At 37.4% G+C, this 21507-nt stretch carries 20 protein-coding genes; 9 read left to right on the top strand and 11 right to left on the bottom strand.

What is annotated here, in order from left to right; all coding sequences use genetic code 11:
• The first annotated feature begins 53 nt into the window (after window positions 1–53).
• The 3 genes from PF272_RS05155 to znuA all read left to right on the top strand — a co-directional run bounded on the left by PF272_RS05155 (window position 54) and on the right by znuA (window position 3869).
• Window positions 54–440, top strand: a complete 387-nt coding sequence (locus PF272_RS05155) for a copper ion binding protein (protein ID WP_271141886.1) — start codon at window positions 54–56, stop codon at window positions 438–440.
• A complete protein-coding gene (locus PF272_RS05150) occupies window positions 425–2734 on the top strand; it encodes a heavy metal translocating P-type ATPase (RefSeq protein WP_271141897.1) in 2310 nt (769 codons plus the stop codon). Before PF272_RS05155 ends, PF272_RS05150 begins: the two co-directional genes overlap by 16 nt.
• A gap of 148 nt (window positions 2735–2882) precedes the next feature.
• Window positions 2883–3869, top strand: coding sequence for a zinc ABC transporter substrate-binding protein ZnuA (znuA, locus tag PF272_RS05145; RefSeq protein ID WP_271141885.1), 987 nt, complete (start codon window positions 2883–2885; stop codon window positions 3867–3869).
• A gap of 64 nt (window positions 3870–3933) precedes the next feature.
• Here znuA and PF272_RS05140 read toward each other — a convergent pair whose 3' ends face one another.
• Genes PF272_RS05140 through ltnD form a run of 6 tightly spaced genes read right to left on the bottom strand, consistent with a single transcriptional unit; the run spans window position 3934 to window position 9940 of the window.
• Window positions 3934–5406 (bottom strand): GntT/GntP/DsdX family permease, encoded by a 1473-nt coding sequence (locus PF272_RS05140; RefSeq protein ID WP_271141884.1) that lies wholly within the window; start codon window positions 5404–5406, stop codon window positions 3934–3936.
• 14 nt (window positions 5407–5420) lie between these two features.
• Window positions 5421–6368 carry a D-erythronate dehydrogenase gene (denD, locus tag PF272_RS05135; protein WP_271141883.1) on the bottom strand — a complete coding sequence of 316 codons (948 nt, stop codon included), beginning with the start codon at window positions 6366–6368 and terminating at the stop codon, window positions 5421–5423.
• Window positions 6369–6389: 21 nt separating this feature from the next.
• The gene (gene otnI / locus PF272_RS05130) at window positions 6390–7169 is read right to left on the bottom strand and encodes a 2-oxo-tetronate isomerase (protein ID WP_271141882.1); all 780 of its coding nucleotides are present in this window, start codon (window positions 7167–7169) and stop codon (window positions 6390–6392) included.
• A gap of 2 nt (window positions 7170–7171) precedes the next feature.
• On the bottom strand, window positions 7172–7804 hold the full coding sequence (gene otnC / locus PF272_RS05125; protein WP_271141881.1) for a 3-oxo-tetronate 4-phosphate decarboxylase: 633 nt from the start codon (window positions 7802–7804) through the stop codon (window positions 7172–7174).
• On the bottom strand, window positions 7801–9039 hold the full coding sequence (otnK, locus tag PF272_RS05120; RefSeq protein WP_271141880.1) for a 3-oxo-tetronate kinase: 1239 nt from the start codon (window positions 9037–9039) through the stop codon (window positions 7801–7803). The genes otnC and otnK overlap by 4 nt, the downstream gene beginning before the upstream one ends.
• 1 nt (window position 9040) lies before the next feature.
• Window positions 9041–9940 (bottom strand): L-threonate dehydrogenase, encoded by a 900-nt coding sequence (gene ltnD, locus PF272_RS05115; protein ID WP_065239264.1) that lies wholly within the window; start codon window positions 9938–9940, stop codon window positions 9041–9043.
• A 248-nt stretch (window positions 9941–10188) separates the two neighbouring features.
• On the opposite strand from ltnD, the gene PF272_RS05110 reads away from it, so the two are divergent.
• Entirely contained in the window at window positions 10189–10950 is a 762-nt protein-coding gene (locus tag PF272_RS05110) for a DeoR/GlpR family DNA-binding transcription regulator (RefSeq protein WP_271141896.1), read from the top strand.
• A gap of 9 nt (window positions 10951–10959) precedes the next feature.
• On the opposite strand, the gene PF272_RS05105 is transcribed toward PF272_RS05110, so the two are convergent.
• From PF272_RS05105 to hflK, 4 genes are all read right to left on the bottom strand, one after another.
• Window positions 10960–12882 carry a DNA topoisomerase III gene (locus PF272_RS05105; protein WP_413789427.1) on the bottom strand — a complete coding sequence of 641 codons (1923 nt, stop codon included), beginning with the start codon at window positions 12880–12882 and terminating at the stop codon, window positions 10960–10962.
• A 72-nt stretch (window positions 12883–12954) separates the two neighbouring features.
• Entirely contained in the window at window positions 12955–14250 is a 1296-nt protein-coding gene (gene purA, locus PF272_RS05100; RefSeq protein ID WP_271141879.1) for an adenylosuccinate synthase, read from the bottom strand.
• 140 nt (window positions 14251–14390) lie between these two features.
• Complete coding sequence (hflC, locus tag PF272_RS05095) at window positions 14391–15284, bottom strand: protease modulator HflC (RefSeq protein WP_271141895.1); 894 nt, start codon at window positions 15282–15284, stop codon at window positions 14391–14393.
• Window positions 15285–15286: 2 nt separating this feature from the next.
• Complete coding sequence (gene hflK / locus PF272_RS05090) at window positions 15287–16516, bottom strand: FtsH protease activity modulator HflK (protein WP_271141878.1); 1230 nt, start codon at window positions 16514–16516, stop codon at window positions 15287–15289.
• Between the two features lie 258 nt (window positions 16517–16774).
• On the opposite strand from hflK, the gene PF272_RS05085 reads away from it, so the two are divergent.
• Together PF272_RS05085 and PF272_RS05080 are read left to right on the top strand one after the other, a co-directional pair.
• Window positions 16775–17647 (top strand): DMT family transporter, encoded by an 873-nt coding sequence (locus tag PF272_RS05085; protein ID WP_065234596.1) that lies wholly within the window; start codon window positions 16775–16777, stop codon window positions 17645–17647.
• Between the two features lie 32 nt (window positions 17648–17679).
• Window positions 17680–18237 (top strand): YtfJ family protein, encoded by a 558-nt coding sequence (locus PF272_RS05080; protein WP_271141877.1) that lies wholly within the window; start codon window positions 17680–17682, stop codon window positions 18235–18237.
• A gap of 69 nt (window positions 18238–18306) precedes the next feature.
• Here PF272_RS05080 and PF272_RS05075 read toward each other — a convergent pair whose 3' ends face one another.
• On the bottom strand, window positions 18307–18570 hold the full coding sequence (locus tag PF272_RS05075) for a GrxA family glutaredoxin (RefSeq protein ID WP_065237022.1): 264 nt from the start codon (window positions 18568–18570) through the stop codon (window positions 18307–18309).
• 146 nt (window positions 18571–18716) lie between these two features.
• Here PF272_RS05075 and nfsA point away from each other — a divergent pair, with 146 nt between their 5' ends.
• The 3 genes from nfsA to PF272_RS05060 are packed head-to-tail and all read left to right on the top strand — an operon-like array spanning window position 18717 to window position 21252.
• Window positions 18717–19436, top strand: coding sequence for an oxygen-insensitive NADPH nitroreductase (nfsA, locus tag PF272_RS05070; protein ID WP_271141876.1), 720 nt, complete (start codon window positions 18717–18719; stop codon window positions 19434–19436).
• Between the two features lies 1 nt (window position 19437).
• Window positions 19438–20364 (top strand): ATP-grasp domain-containing protein, encoded by a 927-nt coding sequence (locus PF272_RS05065; protein WP_271141875.1) that lies wholly within the window; start codon window positions 19438–19440, stop codon window positions 20362–20364.
• A 12-nt stretch (window positions 20365–20376) separates the two neighbouring features.
• A complete protein-coding gene (locus PF272_RS05060) occupies window positions 20377–21252 on the top strand; it encodes a ferritin-like domain-containing protein (RefSeq protein WP_271141894.1) in 876 nt (291 codons plus the stop codon).
• The last annotated feature ends 255 nt before the right edge of the window (window positions 21253–21507 follow it).

Genomic DNA, 21507 nt, shown 5'->3' with positions numbered 1-21507 from the left:
GGAAGGTTTATTGTAGCACCGTTTCAAAAATTGGAAATTAATAAGGAGAAATAATGATGATTTTACTTAAACTTGCTGACTTATCTTGCCAACATTGTGTTAAAAGTGTCACTAATGCACTTAATGCCGTAAATGGCGTACAACAAGCAAAAGTTTCTCTACATTATGCTAAAGTAGAAGGAGAAGCCACCGCAGAAACCTTAATTCACGCTGTTGAAGCAGCGGGCTATCAAGCAGAAGTAGCAACCACACCAAGTCATACCCTTTCATTATCAGGTTTAAACTGCCAACATTGTGTCAAAAGCGTTCGTACTGCATTAGAAAATCTTGATGATGTTGTCTATGCAGAGGTGGAAAAAACCAGTGCTAAAGTTTATGGAGATGCTACTCTCGAAACCTTAATTCAGGCAGTTGAACAAGCTGGATTCTCAGCAAAGTAGCTAATCAACGTGTTGAACCAACGCAACAATCTCAAGCGCTACAACACGTTGAATCATTAGCTTCTCTCTCTGACCAACCAATTCAAAAAAGCGTTCAACACAGTGAATCCGCTGATGAACAACTTTTTTTAATTGAAGGAATGTCTTGTGCTGCTTGTGTCGCAAAAGTCGAAAAGGCAATTCGACAAGTAGATCAAGTGGCTTCCGCGCGTGTAAATCTTGCTGATAATACCGCAACTGTAATTGGCGGTAATCCTCAACAAATTTGTGCTGCCGTTAGCCAAGCGGGCTATCATGCAGATTTACTTGAGGATGAAATTACTCGTGCAACACGCATCGAACAACAGTTTCAACAACAAATTAAACATAAAAGTAGGCAAGCTACTGTCGCTCTCATTGTAGGCTTTGCGCTTATGTTTGCGATGTGGTTTGATTGGTTACCAAGTTATACTCAACTTGGCGTTAAACAACCTGCCACCTATCAGGTGATTTACTCAATCATCAGTTTAATTGTAGCTGGTGCAATTTATTATTCAGGTAAACATTTCTTTGTTCGAGCTTGGATTAACTTACGCCATAGAACAACTTCAATGGATACCTTAGTAGCATTAGGAGCTTTAACCAGTTTTCTACTTTCATTGTGTATTATTCTTTTTCCACACGCTTTTTCTCAGCATCATCTCTACCTTGATGCAGGATTAATGGTGATCGGTTTTGTGAATATTGGCAAAATTTTAGAAAGCAGAGGTAAAAAATCTGCCAGCAAAGCACTTTCTGCCTTAATGGATTTACTCCCTAATCAAACTACGGTAATTGAAAATGGCAACCCTATTACTATTCCAACCAAGCAGGTTAAACCTAATATGCTGGTTCAATTACAAACTGGCGATAAAATTCCAGTTGATGGCACAGTGAAATTAGGAGAGTTATGGGTAAATGAAGCAATGCTAACTGGTGAATCTCAACCAATTAAAAAAATGGTGGGCGATTCTGTCATAGCAGGAACTTTAGTGAATAATGGTGGTGGGCAAATTCTTGCCACACAAACAGGGCGCAGTACCACATTAGCCCACATGATCCACACTATCGATCAGGCTCAAACCTCTAAGCCACAATTAGCAACTTTAGTAGATAAAATTGCAGCGATTTTTGTTCCCGTAGTAATTGGGCTTGCTGTTATTACCTGTATAGTTTGGTTAAGTTTTGGTGCAACTTTTAGTGATGCCTTATTAGCAGCGACATCAGTATTAGTCATCTCCTGTCCTTGTGCTTTAGGACTCGCTATTCCGATGTCCATTATTGTTGGTACTGGACAAGCTGCCAAATTAGGGATTTTAGTTAAAGAAGCCAACGGATTACAGCAATTAACGAAAGTTCAGCGTATCTTTTTTGATAAAACGGGAACACTAACTACTGGCAAAACTAGCGTTACTGCTGCCTGGAAAGATGATTTATCCAGTTTATCGATTGCTGCAAGTATTGAGCAACAAATGGTTCACCCGTTAGCAGATGCGATTATCCAATTTGCTAAACAACACAAGGTATCTATAATCCCTGTGCAAGCAACCAATAGTATTGCAGGGAAAGGGCTGGAAGCAACGATTAACAATGAACAATGGTTACTAGGAAGCCTATGCTTTATGCAAGAACAACAAATTGATATTGCAGCAAGCCAAGCATTTATTCAGCAGCATTTACAAAATGCCGCTAGTCTTGTCTTTTTAGCCAAACAACAGCAGTTAGTGAATGTATTTGCTATCAGCGATCAAATTAAACCTGATGCGTTATCTGCCTTACAACAGCTACAAGCAATGGGTATCCAATGTGTTATGCTAACTGGGGATAATTCACAAACCGCTAATGCCTTTGCACAACAACTTGGGATTGATAAGATCATTGCTCAAGCAACCCCTCAGGATAAAGCTGAAAATATTGCACAAAGCCAACAACATCAAGTTACTGCAATGGTAGGTGATGGTGTTAATGATGCTCAAGCATTCGTGACAGCTGATGTTGCAATTGCTATGGGAAGCGGAGCAAAAGTTTCTATGGAAACCGCTGATCTCACTTTGTTAAACACCCAATTAACAACGTTAGTGAATGCAATCCATATTGCTAGAGCCATTTTTAACAACATTAAATTGAGCTTATTTTTTGCTTTTATTTACAACGTGATTTTAATTCCTGTCGCTGCATTAGGTTTATTAAATCCAATGTGGGCAGCATTAGCGATGGCATGTAGTTCTGTGACTGTTGTGGTTAATGCTAATCGATTAAGAAAGATTAAACTCTAAAACTAACTCGCCCTTATAACCATTGATAAGGGCATTTAATGATAATCCCTCTCAATTACATTTACTCTCTTTTACAGAATAACGCTTGCTTTTTAGATTAAATAGGCATAGTTTAATTGCCCTTAATTACTGTATGTGAGGAATTTATATGTCTAAATCATTGAAAAACATTAATAAAATTACATTAGCTTTATCTGCCTATGCAATTACTACTTTAGCCAATGCTGATATCCTGACATCAGTTCGTCCTTTAGGGTTTATTGCTTCATCTATTGCAGATGGTGTCACACAAACTCAAGTTTTAGTGCCAGCTGGCGCCTCTCCTCATGATTACAGCCTTAAACCATCTGATGTAAAACGTGTCCGTGATGCTGAGTTTGTACTTTGGGTTGGTGAGGATATTGATGCCTTTTTAGAAAAATCAATTGAAAAGCGTGATCCAAAAACGGTTTTAACTATCAGTGATATTAAAGGGCTTGAGTCGCTACTTGGTGAAACTTCTGCTCATCACCACGATCATGAACATGGTCACGACCACGACCACGACCATCAACATTCTGATCACGATCATGAACATGAACATGAACATGAACATGAACATGAACATGAACATGGAGAATTAGAACAAGATTGGCACGTATGGTTCTCACCAGCAATTAGCCAACGTGTTGCAGAACAATTAGCTGAACAACTTATCCAACATTATCCACAACAAAAAGAAAAAATTACTGCTAATCTCGCAGAGTTTACTCAACAATTAACTGAGAAAAATAACAAACTTAGTAAACAACTTTCGGCTTTTGCTGATAAAGGTTTCTATGTATTCCATGATGCTTATCGTTATTTTGAAAATGCCTATGGTCTAAAACAAACAGGTTATTTCACCATTAACCCATTAATTGCTCCAGGTGCAAAAAAATTAGCGGAAATTAAACAAGAAATTGAGGAACATAAAGTTCAATGTTTATTTGCAGAACCGCAATTTACACCTAAAGTCATTGAAACCTTACAAAAAGGCACTGATGTTAAAGTTGGAAAACTCGACCCTATGGGAGAAAAAGTGTCTTTAGGTAAAGGCTCTTATAGTGCATTTTTACAGCAGATTGCTGATGATTTTAGTGTGTGTTTGAAATAACGCTCACAAAATATTAATCCCCAATAAAAATTGGGGATTAATATAATCATAAAATTAATATTTACTACAACTTTTTATTTTGTAATCTTACATATAATACAATTGCAGCAAGTACAACCAATGGGAATACTAAATCAAGTACTGAACCATCTGTTCCAAAAATAAGATTTGCAATAATTACGCAACTACCGCCAATTGCCCATGCAATAGTTGTTGGAATAGACCAAACTATCATTTGTTTTTTCACTTCACTAATCCCCATCATTCTGTTAACGACCCAGAATAAACTATCATTAAAGTAACCAAAGAATAGTGATCCCATAGTTGCAGCTTGTGCAGCCAGTAACATATTTACATTTGGCATAGCCATTAGGATAGGAGCTGAAATAGATGCAGCAGTAACCATCGCAACTGTACCAGAACCTTGGATAAATCTGACAAGTGTCGAAACAATAAATGGAATTAAGATTGGAGAAATAGGTAAGCTAGCTACTTGCTCTGCAAGTTGTTTTCCTGCTCCACTATCTCTCAAAACAGCTCCCAATGCACCACCAGCACCAGTTACAAGTAAAATAATACCTGCTGTTTTTACTCCCTCTTCTAGATGAAGTGACGTTGTATGTTTATCAACATTAGGCAATAAAGTATATACAGCAACTAAAACACTTATAGCTAATGCAGTAATAGGGCTTCCCACAAAGGTAATAATTTGGTAAAAATAACCGTTTGCCATTTCAGGGAAAACTTTTTGTTTTATCAATAAGTCAATAATTGCTTTGATGAAAATAAGAACAATAGGTAACACAATTGGTAGCATTGAAAGAGTGAGGCTTGGTAGGTCTTTTTTCTCTTTCTCTGCAATGTAATTGTCATATTTATGTTTTAATTCTTCTTCGCTAAAAACTTGTTGATTGAATTCCGGATATTTTTTATCTAACCATTTAGCATAAAAAACAATCCCAATCACTGCTGGAATGGCAAACAACATTCCAAGTAATAACATTGCACCAACATCTACCCCAAATAAACCAGCAACACCTAATGGGCCTGGTGTTGGTGGAACAGTATGGTGAGTAACCACCAATCCCCCAGCCAAAGCAACCCCTAAAGTGAGAAGTGAACGTTTGCCATTTTTAGCTAATGCTTTTGCTACTGGATATAAAATTACAAATGCAGAATCCACAAAAATTGGAATACTTACAATATATCCAGTAATCGCTAAAGCCCACTCTTCTCTTTTCTTGCCTAGGAACTTGATAAAGCTATATGCCATTTTCTCTGCTGCACCAGATACTTCTAGAATACTACCCATCATAACGCCTAAGCCAATAACTAAACCAATACTGCCTAAAGTACTACCGAAACCTTTAGAAATAACAGACAATGTATCAGAGGCATTTAAGCCTCCAACTAACCCAGCAATTGCTGATGCTATCAGCATAGCTATAAATGCGTGTACTCTCGTACGTAATACCAAATATAATAATACTGCTACAGCAATAATTAATCCTACTATAGGAATCGGTAAACCAAACATAGTGATTTCTCCTGTTATAGATCTTTATTTATAAATTGATGAATAACATCAGCAAAATTATTATCAACACAGAAACCTAGCGATAATGCTCTAGCAATATCAATTTTTGCAGGCCAACTTGCGACAATATCGTTAATTTTTGAATCAAATTGGTAAGTAACTTTATTAAGAATTTCCTCCCCTTTAATCAGTGCTAATTCATTTAACATAGATTCTACGGTAATAGTGAATCCAGGAAGATTAATGACATGCCAATCTCTAGGTGCTAAAGATGGCAAAGATAAAGCATGAATAAAATTGTTAATCACTGTGTCAGGACTAGACAACCACAACGCTAAAGACTTATCTACAGGACAATTAGCCATTTCACCTGTTAATGGTTCACGTATAATGCCACTTACAAACGATGATGCTGCTTTATTTGGTTTTCCTGGGCGAATACAAATCGTTGGTAAACGTAAAACAATGCCATCAACAAAACCTTTTCTAGAATAATCATTGATTAATAGTTCACACATTGCTTTTTGTGAACCATAAGTTGATTGAGGTGTAACCGCTGTCTGATCTTCAATTACTTCTGGTAGTTTTCCACCAAACACAGCTAATGAACTAGAAAAAATAAAGCGAATCTTAGGATTAACTGCTCTACATCTTTCTAACAAATTTCGTGTTGATAAAAAATTTATTTCATAACCAAGATCTGGATCTTCTTCTGCGTGACTACTTACAATCGCTGCTAAATGGAATACAGCATCTACATCCTTAGTTATGATCTCTTTAACTGAATCTGGTGATCTCAAATCCATTTTTACACTACGGACACGCTTATCTTGATTAGGAATAACTGGTTCATTAATATCAACTAAAATAAGCTCATCAATTAATACTTTTTCTTGTTGTAATAAAGTCTTAGCTAATCTTTGACCCAAAAAGCCTTGTCCACCAGTAATTACAATTTTCATATTATTTCCTCGCTATTATCACTATTTCTTATATTGCTCAAACCAACCTAACCCATCTTCGGTTTTTCCTCTTGGGTTATATTCACAACCCACCCAACCGTCATAACCGATTTCATCTAACTTATTGAAAATATGGGTATAATTGATTTCACCTTCATCTGGTTCATGTCTATCTGGCACAGAAGCAATTTGGATATGACCTAACTTGCTTTTTACGTCATCTGTTATCTGTGACAAATTACCTTCGACAATTTGAGCATGGAAGTAATCTAATTGAACAAACACATTATCTCGGTCAATCAAATCAATTAACTCTAGTGTTTGATATTGACTTGCATATAAATAATTTGGTTTAACAGCTGCACTTAATGCTTCTAACATCACATCAATACCGTGAGGTTTAAACTTATCTGCAGCATAACGAACATTATCAATAAATGTTTGTTTATATTTTGCATACTCTTTTGGATCTGGTACCACACCAGCCATAACAAGAACTCTTGGACACTCTAGCGCTATCGCATACTCTAACGCTTTATCAATATCCCGATGGCTTTCTGCTTCTCGTCCTGGTATTGCTGAAACGCCCCATTCACCAGCGGCAATATTGCCTGGCGCAGTATTGAATAACACTTGTTTTAAGCCATATTGATCTAATTTTGCTTTAAGTTCTGCTGCTGGATATTCATAAGGGAATAAATATTCTACATATTTAAACCCTGCTTTAGCCGCAGCTTCAAAACGATCTAAAAAAGGCAGCTCGGTAAACATCATTGATAAATTAGCAGCAAATTTAGGCATAATTATTTCCCCCTATTTTTTAAGTCGTTCACTTCTTCATCAGTAAGATAACGCACATTTTGCCCTTGTAAGATGAAGAGTAATTTTGCGGTTTCTTCTAATTCCTCTGTATTATCAACGGCATCCTGTAAATCCGTACCACAAACCACAACACCATGATTCGCAAGTAAAAAGGCTTTACTTTGATCCGCTTTAGCAGCTAAATCACGTCCAATTTCTGCTGCACCCGGGCGATAATAAGGAATTACTGGTAATGGACCGACTCGCATCACATAGTATGGTGTAAAGGCTTTCATCGCATTGCTATAATCCAAATCAGCCTTACAAGATAATGCTGTCAAATAAGTCGAATGTAGGTGGACAATTGCATTACATTCAGGTTTCTTTTGATAAAGTGCCAAATGGAAGAAATACTCTTTTGATGGTTTTTTCCCACTTAACACATTTCCTTCACCATCAATTACAGAAAGTTCATCTGCTTTTAAACGCCCTAATGATGAACCTGTTGGAGTAACTAAAAAGCGATTTTCACCAAGACGTACTGAGATATTACCTGCACCACCAACACTAAACCCACGTTCAAACAAAGAGCGAGAGAGTTCGACTAACAATGTTTTAACTTCTTGTTCATTCATTGCATCATCTCCTGTGCTTGACTAAAGAAAGCCTCTTTCCCAAAGTTACCTGACTTTAGGGCAAGATAGATCGGTGCATCTAAAGCCGCTAACCAAGGTACGCCTGGCGCAATCTGTTTACCAATACGGAAACCTTTAAATCCGAGTTGTTGCACTACAATACTTGAGGTTTCTCCACCCGCAGTAATAAAGTTGGTTACACCATAATCACGTAATCTGCCCGCAAGTTGAGCAAAAGTTCTTTCAATCGCTTGGCTAGCAATATCTGCCCCAAATTTTTGTTGAATCTGTTTTAATTGTTCTGGTGGTACTGTGGCATAAACCAATGGTGCATAAGCGCCATCAAGATGCTCAACTACCCAATTAAACAACGTTTCAACATAGTCATCACGGGTAAGTGCCTGTTCAACATCCAGCCACTTACTTGCTGCTTTCGCTTGATAATCAGCCACCTGTTTATTTGTCATCACTGAACAAGAACCCGATAAAATGACAGTTTTATTTTTAGTTGGCACAAAAGCTTGATGTTGTTTACCCTGTGCTTTATGTTGTGCCATATAAGCGGCTAATCCTGAACCACCTGTCACTAATTTCATCTCATCAACTGCTTGTGCCAAGACATCAAGTTGTGAATTATCCACTGCATCTACAACCGCATAGCGATAACCTTGTTGTTTTAATTGCTCAAAACAGTGTTTAACATGATCAGCTCCTTTAATCACATCAGCATAAGGGACTAATCCTGTTTTGCCTTTCGCTTGACGATCCATCAAACGCAACAAATTTGCATCGGTCATTGGTGTAATTGGATGATTTTGCATTCCTGATTCATTCAATAACACTTGTCCTACAAATAGATAACCATTAAAGATAGTGCGTCCATTCACCGGTAATGCTGGTGTAATAATGGTGAAATCTTCGTTTAATTCATCTAATAAGGCATCAGTTACTGGCCCAATATTGCCCTCAGCGGTACTATCAAAGGTTGAGCAATATTTAAAATAAAATTGGGTTGCACCATTTTTTTGTAACCAATGCAATGCTGCTAAAGATTGTTGGATAGCTTCTGCTACTGGATTTGAGCGCGATTTTAAACTAATCACAATAGCATCCGCTTCTTGTTCTAATGCCCCAGTTGGCACACCATTCATCTGTACTGTTCGCAAGCCGTTTTCTACTAGAAAACTGGCAATGTCACTTGCCCCAGTAAAATCATCTGCGATTACCCCTAACATCTTATTTCTCCTGTTTTTGTGGTAATTCAATGCCACTAAAAATCTTGATTACTGCACTATCATCTTGTTTGCCATAACCCGCATTGCTCGCCTCGGTAAACATACTGTACGCTGTACTTGCAAGGTGTAACGGGAATTTTAATGATTTCGCTGTATCATTAACTAAACCAAGATCTTTTACGAAAATATCCACCATTGATAATGGGGTATAGTCACCATCAACAACATGTTTCATTCTATTTTCAAACATCCAAGAGTTACCTGCTGCATGAGTGACTACGTCATACATTAAATCGAGCGGAATACCTGCTTTAGCAGCTAAAGCCATCGCTTCTGCACCTGCGGCAATATGTACCCCAGCAAGTAATTGGTGAATAATTTTAACGGTTGCCCCTAAACCAATTTCTGTACCAATGTTGTAAACCTTACTTGCCACTGCATCTAACACAGGTTGTAATTTAGCAAAGGCTTCCTCTGAACCCGCTGCCATTACGGTCATTTCACCAACAGCTGCTTTTGCTGCACCACCAGATACTGGTGCATCTAACATAATTAAGCCTAATTCTGTTAATTTTTGTGAAATTTCTTTTGAATCTTGTGCTGAAATTGTTGAAGAAACCATCACAACTGTACCTGGTTTTAGTTGTGAAGCTAAACCATTATCAGCAAATAACACTTGGTTTACTTGTTTTGCATTCACAACTAATAACACAACAGCATCTAATTTATCTGCGAACTCTGCCGCATTTTTTGCAACACCTTTAGCACCAGCTTCTTTTAATTTATTTAAAAGTTTTTCATCTAAATCAACGCCATAAGTGTCTAACCCTGCTTTTACACAAGATAATGCTGCACCCATTCCCATTGCACCTAGGCCAACAACGGCTACTGAATATGTCATTTTAATATCTCCTTTGAGTTGTTCTATTATTGATGTCAATAATACTACTCTATCCATTATTCTAATTCTTCGATCAAGATCACATTTATTAACAATAATTAACAAATTTAGTGGTTATTTTTGTGAACAAAAGATAAGAAAAATAAAGGAATCGCAAGATAAGGTGTATTGATTTATGCAACTGCTGTATTGAATTGATAGAAATATCAAGGATATAATGACGAAAAAATAGTATGAGAATAACTAAGATGATTCCTGCAGAACGCCAAAAACATATTTTAACACTCCTTAATCAACAAAATATTGTCAGTATCAATAGCCTAATGGAAATGTTAAACGTATCGCATATGACGATTCGGCGAGATATTCAAGCATTAGAAAAAAAAGGCGCTGTAATTTCAGTTTCTGGTGGGGTACAACTCCAACAGCGATTAGCTGTTGAACCAACCCATACGGCTAAATCTTTGTTATTCCAAAGAGAAAAAGAAAAAATTGGTCACTACGCAGCTGAACGAATTCCTGAAAACTCCACAATCTATCTGGATGCAGGTACCACAACATTAGAAATTGCACGCCATATTGCAGAACGTGAAGATTTGTTAATTATCACAAATGATTTTGCAGTCGCTGACTTTTTGATTAGCCAAGGTAAAGGTGAATTAATCCATACTGGTGGGAAAATCAATAAATTAAATCGATCCGCGGTTGGTGAATTAGCTGCACAATTTTTACGTAATATCTCGATTGATCTTGCTTTTGTTTCCACTTCATCTTGGAGCTTAAAAGGTCTCACTACACCCGATGAAAGCAAACTTGCGGTAAAACGTGCAATTTTAAGTTCAAGTCGGCATAAAACATTAGTGAGCGATTCGTCTAAATATGGCAAATTAGCAACATTCTGGATTTGTGAATTAACAGCTTTTGATCGCTTAATTACCGATGCTCAATTACCTGATAACATTCAAAAAACAATTAAAAATATGGATATTGAATTAGTCTTAGCAGGGTAAAGCGTAAATCTATTTACGCTTTCTGATGGCTTTTGATGATTGCGTTGGTGTTACCGTACGCAAAGAACTTAATTTTTGTAAATCAATTTGTCTGACCAACTGAGGTAATTGATTGGTCAGCTGTTGCATAAAAGTTTGATAATTCAAATGCTTACGATAAATCTGATCTAACTGTGATTCCCAGTGTGCCGTCATATCTGGCTGCGTTGCAATCTCTGGTAATGCCTGGATTAAAATTCTTCCTGCATCCGTACTATGAATATAACGTCCTCTTTTCACTAAAAAGCCACGTTTAAATAATAATTCAATAATTCCTGCACGAGTTGCTTCTGTACCCAAGCCATCGGTTTCACGCAAGATTTTCTTTAACTCTTTATCCTGCACAAAGCGAGCAATCCCTGTCATTGCGGATAGTAAAGTCGCATCCGTAAAATAACTTGGTGGTTGAGTTTTCTTACTTATCACGTCCGCATCTAAGCAATACAGTTGATCACCTTTTTTCACTACCGGTAAAGCCGCGATATTTTTTTGTTGATCATTTTCATCCTTACCCTGCAATCGTTTCCAACCGGCATTAGCGAGCCCACGAGTTTGAGCAACGAAAACACCGCCTTCAATCGTTAAACTAATTTTAGTCTTATGATATTCAGCATCAGGATAAAACTGCATCAGATATTGGCGAGCAATGAGTTGATACAGCTTTTGTTCTCGCTCACTAAGACGTAAATTCTGTTTTTGTGTAGGAATAATTGCATGATGAGCCTCTACTTGCTTATCATTCCAACAACGATTGCGTTGTTCCGCATTAAATCCCTCAGCAAAGGTTTGATAATCTTGACAATTTGCACTAATCGCCGCAAAAATCGCTTCTCTTTCCACAAAATGTTCTTCTGGTAAATAACGGCAATCCGAACGAGGATAAGTAATCGCTTTATGGGTTTCATACAAACGCTGACACGTATCCAACACTTCTTGTGCCGACATACCATACATTCTTGCAGCATCAATTTGTAATGCTGACAATGAATAAGGTAGCGGTGCGGTTTCTTTTTCTGTTTTATTCTGATATTCAGTGACGATAGCAGGCTTTTGCTGAATTCGTTTTACAACGTGTTCAGCCAACGATTTGACTAATACTCGCCCCTCTTCATCTTGATATGGCTCACAAGCTTCACTCGGTTTCCATTGTGCTTTAAATGGATATCCTGTGACAGGTGGCTGTTGCGCAACAGTTTCTGCTGAAAAATAGATATTCGCCTGTACTTCAAAAAAATCTTTTGGTACAAAATGTTCTATTTCTAAATCTCGTCTGACAATTAAGCCTAATACTGGCGTTTGTACTCGCCCTACCGATAATACACCTTTATAGCCAACTTGTTGCCCTCGCAATGTATAAGCTCTGGTCATATTAATGCCATATAACCAATCTGCTCGAGAGCGAGCTAATGCAGAAATAGTTAATGAACGAAATTCTTGATTAGATTGTAATTTATTAATTGCTTTACTAACCGCAGTTGGATTTAAGTCATTGATTAGGCAACGTTGAATTTGATCAATACGTGTTTTAGGTAAGTTCAAATAAGCAAATAGCTCATCAATTAATAACTGCCCTTCACGATCTGGGTCTCCCGTATGCACAATAATCTCAGCACGCTTAACTAAATCCGTAATCACTGAAAGTTGTTTAGCTGTCGCTTTTTTCGGAAAAAACTGCCATTTTTCGGGAATAATCGGCAAATGTTCTAAACGCCACTGTTTAAATTGTGGGTTGTATGCATCTGGTTCTGCAAGTTCCAGTAAATGCCCAATACACCAAGTGACATAATCATTTTCCCCACATCGAATAAATCCATCGCCTCGTTGATGTGGTTTTGGCAAAACTTCAGCAACTGCTCTGGCTAAACTTGGCTTTTCCGCAATAAATAGACGCATAAACAAAATAATCAGATAAAAAGATGGCTATTCCAGATTATGGAATAGCCATATCTCAACACATAGTATCAATTAAGCAAATGGATCTTGTAAGATCATAGTTTGTACACGATCTGGACCAGTAGAAAGAATCGCGACAGGTACCCCAGTCACTTCTTCAATACGTTTAATATATTTACGTGCATTTTCTGGTAATTGAGCAAGATCTGTCACACCAAAAGTATTTTCTGACCAACCAGGTAAGGTTTCATAGATTGGCTCAACCCCTTCCCATTTTTCAGCGGCTAATGGTGCATATTCGAGAATTTCACCATTTGGCATCTTATACGCCACACAGATTTTAATTTCTTTAAAGCCATCTAATACATCAAGTTTCGTCATACAGAAACCAGAAATGGAGTTAAGTTGGATCGCACGACGTACTGCTACCGCATCAAACCAACCACAACGGCGAGGACGACCTGTTACTGCACCAAACTCATTACCTTTACGTGCAATTTCTGCACCTACTTCATCAAATAATTCAGTAGTGAATGGACCACCACCTACACGTGTGCAGTAAGCTTTAATAATACCAAGTACATAATCAAGATTACGTGGACCAAAACCTGAACCTGTTGCCACACCACCTGCGGTAGTATTGGAACTAGTTACGTATGGATAAGTACCGTGGTCAATATCTAGCATTGTACCTTGTGCACCTTCAAATAAAATTTTATCGCCACGTTCTCTTGCTTGGTGAAGAATTGTCGTCACATCCGCTACCATTGCTTTAATAACATCTGCAACAGCAGTGATGTCAGCAAGCGTTTTGTCATAATCCACTGGTTCAACTTTATAATAATGAACTAATTGGAAATTATAGTAATCTAGGATATTTTTTAATTTTTCTGCAAACACTGGCATATTAAATAAGTCACCAACACGTAAACCACGACGAGCAACTTTATCCTCATAAGCAGGACCAATTCCACGCCCTGTTGTACCAATCGCTTTTTTGCCTAATGCCGCTTCACGCGCATGATCCATTGCAACATGGTAAGGTAAGATTAATGGACAAGCTTCAGAAATCAGTAAACGGCTACGCACTTCAACACCACGTGCTTCTAATTCGCCCATTTCTTGCATTAATGCTGATGGCGATAACACAACACCATTACCAATCATACAAGTAACATTATCACGCAAAATACCAGATGGAATCAGACGTAATACGGTCTTTTCGCCATTGATAATTAAAGTATGCCCTGCGTTATGTCCGCCTTGATAACGTACCACATACTTCACACGATCTGTTAATAAATCAACAATTTTACCTTTTCCTTCATCGCCCCATTGAGCACCAAGGACTGCTACACTTTTTCCCATAATTTTACCTTTAGGTTGTGATTTCATTTAAACAAAAGGGTTTCCAGCGGAATACTTTACTACCGCTATTCTAAAACTACAAATTTAATCTATGCTTCCTTGATCGGACATAAGAAAAGCCTCTTATTGAGGCTTTTCGGTTACTCTTGTCCTGCTGGACGTTGCATAAATTTGAAAAACTCACTATCTGGTTTCACTATCAACAAGTTATCAGATTGAGCAAAACTTTTCTCATACGCTTTTAAGCTACGGATAAAGTTATAAAATTCTGGCGCTTGTCCGAAACCATCTGCATAAATTTTTGCAGCGACAGCATCACCTTCACCACGTAATTCTTGTGCTTTCTTATTTGCATTAGCCAAAATCACGGTGACTTTACGATCCACATCTGCTTGGATAAATGCCGCTTTTTCTTGACCTTGTGAACGGTGTTCACGCGCTACGGCATCACGTTCTGCACGCATACGTTGGTAGATCGAAGAAGAAACTTCTTCTGGTAAATTGATCTGTTTAATCCGTACATCAATCACTTCAATACCAAGTTCAGAGGTACTGTCTGTTCCTGTATTTAATGCTTTTCTTGCATCTAGCATTAATTCACCACGTGTACCAGACACAATATCTTTAATTGTTCTGGAACCAATTTCTGAACGCAAGCGATCGTTGACTTTACGTCTTAATAAACTATCGGCACGTAAATAATCGCCACCGCCAGTAGAAGTAAAGAATTTACCGAAATCCACAATCCGCCATTTCACGTAAGAATCCACTAATAAGTCTTTTTTCTCTACGGTAACAAAACGATCAGCTTGTCCATCTAGTGTTTGAATACGTGCATTTAAAATCTTAATGCCATCAATGACTGGAATCTTAAAATGCAAACCCGGGTTATAAACAACCACTTTATTGTCCGCATCACGCTGCACCTTACCAAAACGCAGCATAATCCCTCTCGCCCCCTCAGGCACAACAATAATACTGGTATATAAAATGATTGCAATTACAACAATAATCGGTACTAAAAACTTACGCATCATTAAAATCTCCCTTGACGATCAGCATCAATAGTTGGCTCTTTTTCTTGAGTATTGCTTGGCGCTTTAGGCATCTCTAACGGCGTTTTAGCGGACTCACTTTTACCATTGCTTACAGGAGTTTCTGTTGTTGTCTTACCTTTTTTCAATAATTGCTCTAATGGCAATACAGTTAAGTTATTTCCATTATTATCCAGTAAAACTTTTGGCGTATTCGCCATCACTTTTTCCATTGATTCTAAATACAAACGCTCTTTCAATAATTGCGGGTTCGCTTTGAACTCAGGAATTAATTTAGTAAAACGTTCGGTTTCCCCTTTCGCATCTAACACAATTTGCTCTTTATAAGCCGTTGCTTGTTCAATAATACGTTGCGCATTACCACGTGCTATTGGCTCACGTTCTCTCGCATAAGCTTCTGCTTCACGAATTAAACGTTGTTCATCTTCTTGTGCTTTAATCGCATCATCAAACGCATCTTTGACTTCTTCCGGTGGACGTGCAGATTGGAAGTTCACATCTAAAATTTCTAAGCCCATATTGTATGGTTTAATAATTTCATTTAATGATTTCCAAGTACGTTCACGCACTACAGAACGTCCTGTGGTTAAGATATTATCCATTGTCATATGACCAATCACATAACGTAATGCACTGTCAGTCGCTTGACTTAAACTATCTTGAGGATCAACGACGTGGAATAAATAACTCGCAGGATCTTGGATACGATATTGTACCGTCATTTCGACCGTCACCATATTTTCATCTTGTGTTAGCATTGAACCTTGCGTTTTTAATTCGCTAATTCTTTCCACATTAACTGGTAATACGGTATCAATAAAAGTAGGTTTCCAATTAAGCCCTGGTTGCACAATTTTTTCTAATTTACCAAAACGTAATACTACGCCACGTTCAGCTTCTTTAATTGTGTAAAAACCGCTGGCAAACCAAAGTAATACTGCAGCAATCACAGCAACAATCGCTAATTTTCCGAAACCTTTAGGTGAGATAGTCGTGTTAGATGAACGTTGTTGTTTATTACCGCCTTGTCCACCTTGGCTCATTTTGTTGAAAAACTTAGCAAGTTCTTCTAATAAATCTGGTGGGTTATCATTGTTTTGATGTTGATTGGGTTGTTGATTCTGTCCAGAAGGATTATTTTCTTTACCATTCTTTTGCTCAGAACTACCAGGCTTTGACCAAGGATCCTGTCCTGAATCATTCCACGACATATTTTTCTCCATTTATATAGCAAGATGATGAAACAAAATTGTTAACAAATTTAATTTATCATACTTTTGCCCATTTCAGCATAAAAAAGCCAAAAATCAGTGCAAAAATACAATTTTTCAGAAAGCGTTCAGTCTAAACAAATTTGCATAATAAGTCTAACAGATTTGCCACAATAGATACCAATAAATAAATCAGGTTGCGACAATTTTATTTTCAGTCTTATAATGCGAGCTTTATTTCACTAGCAAGGCGTAATAATGCTTCCTCTGTTTATTGCAATTGCAATTTGGGGTAGTTCACTCCCAATTGGTAAATTGGCTTACAACTCATTTGAACCAGTTATTTTAGTGCAGCTTCGTTTTTGTATTGCAGCGTTAATTATTTTGCCGACATTTTTGCGTTTTTTTCGCAAAATTCCCGTTCATCTATACAAAAGCCTCGCAATCCTTGCTTTTTTAAATTATCCGTTAGTTTTTTTGTTACAATTCATAGGGTTAAAATATACATCTGCCTCTAGTGCAGTCACAATGTTAGGCTTACAACCACTGATTATGGTGTTTGTTGGGCATCTCTTTTTTAAAGAAAAAGCCAGTAAAATAGAATATTTGCTTGGTTTACTCGCTTTTATCGGTATTTCTCTTGTTGTTAGTGATGATGATCCCAATAGCCAGATTGATGCTTGGGGATGTTTTCTAATCTTGACCTCAACCATTACTTTTGCATTTACTGTACGTTGGGCTCAAAACATTATGAAAGAGATCCCCTCTCGGAGTTATACCGCAGCAACAATTATGTTTGGTATGATCTTCTGTATTCCCTTTACTCTAATCCTTAACCAACAGTGGCAATTTACACCTTCTTTTATAGATACGATGGCATTGTTATATTTAGGTATTGCGTGCAGTTGGTTAGCACCAAAATTATGGAATAATGGCTTACCGTTTGTGTCTGCTAATATTTCAGGCGTAATCTCAGCACTCGAACCGATTTTTGGGATTCTCTTTGCTATTCTGTTTTTACATGAACAGATTACTTGGAAAATTGGGATTGGTATTACTTTAGTATTGGGCGTGACTTTTATTTTTATTTTATACTCTTTGAAGAAATCACAACCACAGCTTAATGGTTAGATTTATCTATTTTTATTCAAAAGGACAACTTAATGAAAACATTACAAAAAATCGCATTAATCAGTTTAGCATTGCCTCTATCTGCAATGGCACATAATTTAGTTATTGGTCAATCGCCAACCCCAGTAACCAATGTGCAAAGTGGTGAAGTGTTACTAAATGGTGATAAAGTGAATTATCAAGCGTGGAACAGCAGTACATTACCTGGCAAAGTACGTGTAGTACAACATATGGCAGGGCGCATTTCAGTAAAATCGCTTAATGATCCGTTAATGGATAAAATTAAAGCCGCCAATTTTCCGCACGATAAATATCAAACCACAACGATTGTCAATACCGCTGATGCTACTTTAGGTATGAGCAGTATGGCAAAAAGTAAAACCGAAAAAGGGAAAAAGGAATTTCCTTACACTGCTGTAATTGTTGATGATAATGGTCAAGTAAAACAAACTTGGCAATTACAACCAGAAAATTCGTTAATTTTAGTCTTGGATAAGCAAGGGAAAGTACAATTTGCTAAAGAAGGCAAATTAAGTGAAGCTGAAAATAAACAAGTAGTTGATTTAGTTTCAAAATTAATTCAGCAATAATGATAAAAAAACGGAAAGACAAATGCCTTTCCGTTTTATTTACTGTTCTACTTAATTAAGCGGTTATGATTATGCAACTACACCGAATTTTTCTTTCATTAATGCTTCAAAATCAGTGCAACCACCAATTGGTTTTTCATCAATAAAGATTTGCGGTACAGTTTCTACTGTTTTACCAACAGATTTTGAAAGGTCTGCTTTACTGATACCTTCTGCAATAATATCAACATAACGATAATCAAAATCTTCAACAGTATTTTTTAATTTTTCTGCCAATTCTTTTGCTCTTGCGCAATATGGGCAGCCTGGACGACCGAAAATAACAGTATACATAATTGACTCCTTCTTTTTAACTTATGAATGAAAACGAGAGTATTCTACCCCACTGACACGAATCAGGGGAAAACTATTTTAAGCATTATAACGATTGGTATAATATATCGATCTAAAGAATAATTGATAATATTTCGAGGTTTACTATGTCACAACAAGCAGTAAAAACACTTCATTCTCACCGTTCTATCCGTAAATTCCAAGATAAAGCTATTGATGACAATATTCGCCAACAATTAATTCAATCAGCACGTATGGCTTCATCATCAAACCATTTGCAATGCGTATCCATTATTCGAGTCACTGACTCTGCCATGCGTCAACAAATTATGCAATGGTGTTCTAATCAAGAATATGTCTATTCAGCGCCTGAATTTTGGGTATTTTGCGTTGATTTTGCTAAACACGCAGAAATCTTCCCTGATGCACAATTAGACTGGGCAGAAGTGTTATTAATTGGTGCTGTCGATACGGGTATCATGGCACAAAACGTTTTAGCTTCTGCTGAATTATTAGGCTTAGGTGGGGTTTATATTGGTTCGTTACGTAATCAAATGGAAAAAGTCGGGGAATTATTACAACTTCCTAAACATACTTTGCCATTGGTTGGGATGTGTTTAGGTTACCCAAATCAAGACCCACCACTAAAACCACGCTTACCACAAGAGTTAATGTTCTTTGAAAATCATTACCAACCATTAGATAAACAAAAATTAACTGAATTTGATCAAGTTACCGCTGATTACTATCTTGCTCGTAGCAATATTGATAATAATTGGAGCAAAAATGTCATTAAAGCATTAGATAAACCTGTACGCCCTGCAGTATTAGACTATCTTCATAGACAAGGTTTTGCGAAAAAATAACATGAAACTACTAATGTTATGCCGTGAGCCTCGTTTATATAGTTGTGTGCGTTTACAAGAGGCTGCGTTAAATAGTGGTCATCAGATCGATATTCTCGATCCTAATCGTTGTATTCTCTATTTAGCTCACAATGCGCAACAAAAACTCTATTACCAAGCAGCAAATAGCACAGAATATCAGCTCCTACCCGATTATGATGGCGTTATTCCCCGTTTTGGTACTGCCAGTACCGAAATGGGCTGCCGCGTATTGCGCTATTTTGCTTATCGTAATACCCCCATCTTAAACCATGCTGAGGCCTTTGCTTTAGCGCGTGATAAGTGGCAAAGTTTACAGGTATTACATCAACATCACCTTCCCGTACCAACCACGGCATTAGGTGGTTGTGAAGTGAATGCTGAAGTAATCGCTGATCAAATTGGGACTCCAGCAATTTTAAAAACCCTCTCCGGATCACAAGGTATCGGTGTGATGTTAATGAGCGATAATAATAGTACCATCAGTGTTATGGAAACCTTAAAACACGCTGCTATTCCGGTATTAGCCCAACAATTTATTACCGAAGCCAAAGGTCATGATTTACGTTGTTTTGTAATTGGTGATCGAGTTGTAACTGCAATGGAACGCCAAGGGAAAGTCGGTGAATTTCGTGCCAATTTCCATCGTGGTGGCAGTGCGATTCCAGCTAAACTTAGCCAACAAGAACAAGATCTTGCGATTCAAGCTGCGAAAGTTATCGGCTTAGATGTGGCTGGCGTTGATATTATTCGAACCAAACAAGGTCCAATGATCTTAGAAGTCAATGCAAGCCCTGGCTTAGAATTAATTGAAAAAACAAGTAAGTTAGATATTGCAGTACAAATGATCGCTTATTTAGAACGTAAAATTGCTTTAGTACAACAGCAATCCTCTACGGAATTATATTAAGGAACAATAATGATGAAAACGGAAGCAGCTCAGTTTTGGCAAGCCATTACAACTACATTAGCAGAAAAAGATCCTGCCACCAAATGTCGGTTAGTGAATCAATTAATGGCTACGGATTGGCAATGGCAATTACTCAATGATGAACAAAATTATCCTGTAGTAACACCACAACAAGAAATTGTAGGAATACCTGATAAACCGCAATTAGTTGCCCCACAAGCTGTCCCAAAACGTGCATTTTCAACACCAGAAGGTTATGCAGCGACATTTCATGCCATAGCGCATATTGAATTTAATGCGATTAATCTTGGTTTAGATGCTGCTTGGCGCTTTGGTTTAGCTGCTCAACAACAATTAGGACAAGGCCTTGCCTTTGTCAAAGATTGGCTACGCGTAGCCCATGAAGAAACCTATCATTTCGGTTTAGTCAATCAACATCTGCAAGCGCTTGGATACCAATATGGCGATTTTGAAGCTCATTCAGGGCTTTGGGAGATGGCTCAAGCCACTGCACATGATATTTGGCAACGAATGGCGCTAGTTCCTCGTGTATTAGAAGCAAGAGGGTTAGACGCTACACCACCATTACGTGAAAAGATGGCACAACGCAAAGATTTTCGTGCAGTAGAAATTTTGAATATTATTCTAAATGATGAAATTGGTCATGTTGCCATTGGTAACCACTGGTATCATGCTTTATCAGCAAAACGCCAACTCGATCCATTAACAAGCTTTTCTGAATTATTACGCCAATATCGTATTGTTATCTTTAAAGGGGTTATTAATACTGATGCTCGCTTACAAGCGGGATTCACTCAATTTGAATTAGATTGGATTAAAGAAATTGAAGATTCATTAAAAGCAGAACGGAAAAAAGTGGCTCTCTAAGCAATAGGTCAGATATGTTATCTGACCTATTGTTTACTGCCAAACCAAACCCTATTCTTAGATTTCAATATCATTATTTATCAATAAAAACATTCTAAATCATAGATATATCCACTCTAGCACTTTAAACTCCCCACCACAATCCCCAACAAATTACTCTCTACCATAAATACCTTTTTTACATTAATACTATAAAAATCATTAAATTTTGTGATCTGCGTCACATTTTTACATATAATCCAAAAGTGTTATTTG

This window comes from Gallibacterium faecale (genome assembly GCF_027920745.1).
GTDB classification, from domain to species: Bacteria; Pseudomonadota; Gammaproteobacteria; order Enterobacterales; family Pasteurellaceae; genus Gallibacterium; species Gallibacterium faecale.
The sequence above is the reverse complement of the archived record's forward strand: the minus strand, read 5'-3'. Positions and strand labels throughout refer to the sequence as shown.

What these genes read in the sequence shown, in the direction of transcription:
- PF272_RS05155 (WP_271141886.1), top strand. Translation starts at nt 54, where the DNA reads ATGATGATTTTACTTAAACTTGCTGACTTATCTTGCCAACATTGTGTT.
- znuA (WP_271141885.1), top strand. Translation starts at nt 2,883, where the DNA reads ATGTCTAAATCATTGAAAAACATTAATAAAATTACATTAGCTTTATCT.
- PF272_RS05140 (WP_271141884.1), bottom strand. Translation starts at nt 5,406, where the DNA reads ATGTTTGGTTTACCGATTCCTATAGTAGGATTAATTATTGCTGTAGCA.
- denD (WP_271141883.1), bottom strand. Translation starts at nt 6,368, where the DNA reads ATGAAAATTGTAATTACTGGTGGACAAGGCTTTTTGGGTCAAAGATTA.
- otnI (WP_271141882.1), bottom strand. Translation starts at nt 7,169, where the DNA reads ATGCCTAAATTTGCTGCTAATTTATCAATGATGTTTACCGAGCTGCCT.
- otnC (WP_271141881.1), bottom strand. Translation starts at nt 7,804, where the DNA reads ATGAATGAACAAGAAGTTAAAACATTGTTAGTCGAACTCTCTCGCTCT.
- otnK (WP_271141880.1), bottom strand. Translation starts at nt 9,039, where the DNA reads ATGTTAGGGGTAATCGCAGATGATTTTACTGGGGCAAGTGACATTGCC.
- ltnD (WP_065239264.1), bottom strand. Translation starts at nt 9,940, where the DNA reads ATGACATATTCAGTAGCCGTTGTTGGCCTAGGTGCAATGGGAATGGGT.
- PF272_RS05110 (WP_271141896.1), top strand. Translation starts at nt 10,189, where the DNA reads ATGATTCCTGCAGAACGCCAAAAACATATTTTAACACTCCTTAATCAA.
- PF272_RS05105 (WP_413789427.1), bottom strand. Translation starts at nt 12,882, where the DNA reads ATGCGTCTATTTATTGCGGAAAAGCCAAGTTTAGCCAGAGCAGTTGCT.
- purA (WP_271141879.1), bottom strand. Translation starts at nt 14,250, where the DNA reads ATGGGAAAAAGTGTAGCAGTCCTTGGTGCTCAATGGGGCGATGAAGGA.
- hflC (WP_271141895.1), bottom strand. Translation starts at nt 15,284, where the DNA reads ATGCGTAAGTTTTTAGTACCGATTATTGTTGTAATTGCAATCATTTTA.
- hflK (WP_271141878.1), bottom strand. Translation starts at nt 16,516, where the DNA reads ATGTCGTGGAATGATTCAGGACAGGATCCTTGGTCAAAGCCTGGTAGT.
- PF272_RS05085 (WP_065234596.1), top strand. Translation starts at nt 16,775, where the DNA reads ATGCTTCCTCTGTTTATTGCAATTGCAATTTGGGGTAGTTCACTCCCA.
- PF272_RS05080 (WP_271141877.1), top strand. Translation starts at nt 17,680, where the DNA reads ATGAAAACATTACAAAAAATCGCATTAATCAGTTTAGCATTGCCTCTA.
- PF272_RS05075 (WP_065237022.1), bottom strand. Translation starts at nt 18,570, where the DNA reads ATGTATACTGTTATTTTCGGTCGTCCAGGCTGCCCATATTGCGCAAGA.
- nfsA (WP_271141876.1), top strand. Translation starts at nt 18,717, where the DNA reads ATGTCACAACAAGCAGTAAAAACACTTCATTCTCACCGTTCTATCCGT.
- PF272_RS05065 (WP_271141875.1), top strand. Translation starts at nt 19,438, where the DNA reads ATGAAACTACTAATGTTATGCCGTGAGCCTCGTTTATATAGTTGTGTG.
- PF272_RS05060 (WP_271141894.1), top strand. Translation starts at nt 20,377, where the DNA reads ATGAAAACGGAAGCAGCTCAGTTTTGGCAAGCCATTACAACTACATTA.